At 58.5% G+C, this 2,915-nt stretch carries 1 protein-coding gene and 3 pseudogenes; 1 reads left to right on the plus strand and 3 read right to left on the minus strand.

Translation table 11 applies throughout. The annotated features are described in order from the left end of the window. Positions 1-341: 341 nt before the first annotated feature. Positions 342-766, minus strand: a pseudogene (locus AC1D1Z_RS35825) (hypothetical protein); the annotation flags it as partial. 57 nt (positions 767-823) lie between these two features. Then, positions 824-1,574: pseudogene (locus AC1D1Z_RS35830) on the minus strand (IS6 family transposase). Positions 1,575-1,657: 83 nt separating this feature from the next. Here AC1D1Z_RS35830 and AC1D1Z_RS35835 point away from each other — a divergent pair. Next, a pseudogene (locus AC1D1Z_RS35835) lies at positions 1,658-1,762 on the plus strand (IS6 family transposase); the annotation flags it as partial. 72 nt (positions 1,763-1,834) lie between these two features. Here AC1D1Z_RS35835 and AC1D1Z_RS35840 read toward each other — a convergent pair. Beyond that, positions 1,835-2,915, minus strand: a 1,081-nt coding sequence (locus tag AC1D1Z_RS35840) for an alkaline phosphatase family protein (protein WP_477853552.1), incomplete at its 5' end; no start/stop codon positions are given.

Genomic DNA, 2,915 nt, shown 5'->3' on the forward strand with positions numbered 1-2,915 from the left:
GGATGCGGAGTGCCGCGGTTGAGCGCCAGCGGCGGCGGGAGGACCGATCTGCGACCGGTTTTCCTTCCCTTTCCCCTTCTCCTTTCCCAACTTCTTCTGATAAGCGCTCTGCTACAGAGCTCGGAATCTGGGTTGAGCGGGAACAAAAAAATGGGCCGTCGGAAGAACCGAGGCCCATGAAGTGTGAAGGTTATTTAACCTCCAGAGGGGAACAGCTGTTGCGGCGGCACTGGGAGGAGACCGCCATGTGCATCAGCTGTGTGCACTATGATGATATTTTGATCAGATGGAAACCATTTATTGTGCAATGCACCTATGCATATGCTGCACTGCTTCCAAAATCAGGCTGCCTCCCTGGTAGGGGCACCTGCTTCGCACGCCTCGGCTGCGAGCTCGGCCTCAACCTCCCGGAGCTGGCGACGCTTTTCGGCCAGCTCACTCGCGAAGGCAAAATCGCCACCCTGACGGGACTGGTAGGAAGCAAGACGCCGGCGCGCTTCCTCCAGCCGCTGGCGATAGCGTTCCCGCTCCCGTCGAAATCATCCAACGCATGCTCGAGGCGGGAGACGGCGCCGAGCGGCGTCACCGTGACGGCGAGATCGATCTCGTAGTCCGCGCCCGTGCGCTGAAGCATGGTGGTGTAGCGATAACCGTCAGACTTGCCGAAGCGCTTGCCATCGTAGACGAGTTCGAAGCCACCAATGGAGGCGATGACGATCTCATACTCCTGTTGAAGCTGGACGAGGGTGAGGATTTCCTTCATCAGCGGGGCTTGTCGCAAACTTCCACAGAGGCCGCGGCTATCCCCTGAAGGACGCTATTTTCATGTTTTGTTAACCTTTATAAGTCCGAAGAGGCGCGCAACCAAATTGTTTTGCTCGTTGATCGTCCAGCCGCCGGAAAAGCCGAAGCCTTTTCTCAACCACAGTATCGGCTCGAAACCGGCAATCGTTCGCCGCGCCRTGTTGAAGGATTGGAAGCCGCCGATCTTCGGCATGTTCTTTTTCACACGGAAATGATCGCTCTCAATGCCTTGTTGCAGGTGCTTGGTCGCATAGTGCACGGGGGCGGGCTGTAGGAGCCCGTCTTCAACCGAAGCTTTGATCGCCGACGGGAAGGTATTGGCACCATCTGTGCAGATCTTGTTCGGCGACAGTAAGGGTTGATCTTTCAGCGTCTTGCGGAAGAACCGCTTGGCGGCTTCGAGATCTCGCTTTGCAGAAAGCAGGAAATCCACCGGGTTGCCATGCTTATCGATGGCTCGGTACAGATAGCGCCATTTGACGCGGATCTTAACGTAGGTCTCGTCAATCCGAACCGATCCGCAATGCGGCCGGCGAAACTGGCGAAGACGCTTCTCGATCATCGGCGCATAGCTCAATACCCAGCGGTTGATCGTGCTAYGATCCCTCGAAGCCGCGCTCTTCGAACATTTCTTCCAGATCWCGATAGCTCAGGGGATATCTCAAATACCAGGTGACCGCMTGTACGATCAGCCATGCCTCGAAATGCCTGCCTTTGAAATCATCCTTCGACTGCCGYTTCAGCTTTTCGGCAATAGCATTYAGAATCATCCGYACGCTCCACAACATTTGGAGCGGAAATTTCTCCTCCGACGGTCAACATACCGTTAAGCGCAAAAATTTGCGACAGGCCCCTCTTTAACGTTCCCCGCCACGATATTCCATCCACCCACCATCGAGAACTGCGAGCAACTGCCATGCAAGCATGGCGCCAAATCGCCCGCCTTCACGCCGAATGAACCAAAGCCTCACTCCCAGATCTTGTTTTCACAGCCTTAAGTTTACGGTGCCAGCCCTTCTGTAGGATGCCCCTACTGAATCCCACCTTCGCTGACATGGAAATGGCCCTGCCGCTCGATGCCCGTCAGGAAGGTGGTTTTGTGGACGCCGGCAGAGAGAATCTCCGCGTATGCCAGTTCCTCACTCTCCGGCGCATCGCCGCCCAGCACGCGGCCTGTCATCGTCTTCGGCGCGTCGATGCCCAGCAGTGACAGGATTGTGGGCGCAATGTCCGTGATTGAACTCGGAGCATCTGAAACCCGGCCCTGCGCGAGTCCCGCGCCGTAGCCCGCGAGAACGGCCGTGAACTCGCCGCGATGCAGCCCCCCATGCGTGCCGCCGCCTATCCGCAGATCGTTGTCGCCGGGGTCGTAAAAGACCGAATCCACATGCCCGGCCTGATCGGTCTGATTGTCGGCAGGCGTTTTCCCGAGGTGCACGAACAGGCCAGGAGCGCGCTCGCCGCCCGCACCCAACAGTTCCAGCGCAAGACTGCCATCCACCGTGCCGCTGGTGCTGCCCGGTTCACTGGCAGGGCTGAATGCGCCGCCGAACCATACCTGTTCCATCATGAAGTCCCGTATGTCCCGCAGTAAGGCCGGGTCATCATGTTTGAGCCACAGGCCCACGGCGCGGCCCGGTCGAACAAGCACCTGCGTTGCATGATCGTTGAACGATGCCGCCGCCTTGAAACCGGCCTGACAAAGAGCGTCGGCCACGTTGACTGTGCCGCCGATCGTCACATGGCCATGATCGGAAACGATAAACAACGTGATGCTGTCGCGCTCCGGCTGGGCGTCCCGCCATGCCCGCAGCTCTCCAATTACATCATCGCAGGCCCGCATAATCTCTCGTAGCTGGGTCGATTGCAGGCCGTGCAGATGGCTGACGCTATCGACTTCGGTGCACCATAGAATGGTGGCGGCGGGCTTGTCGTAGGGCCATACTTCGCGCTCAAATACCCGGAACGCCGTCATTGGTCCATCGGCGGAGATGCCCCCGGCCGGGATTTTCAGGGAACGATGGGCGCGGGCGGCAAACGAATGCGGGTAGCCGATCTGGGGATGGCGGACATTGAACCCGGTTTGTCCGCGCTGCTGGCCCTTCCAGTTC

It is taken from the genome of Rhizobium sp. P1_E1 (assembly GCF_056406015.1).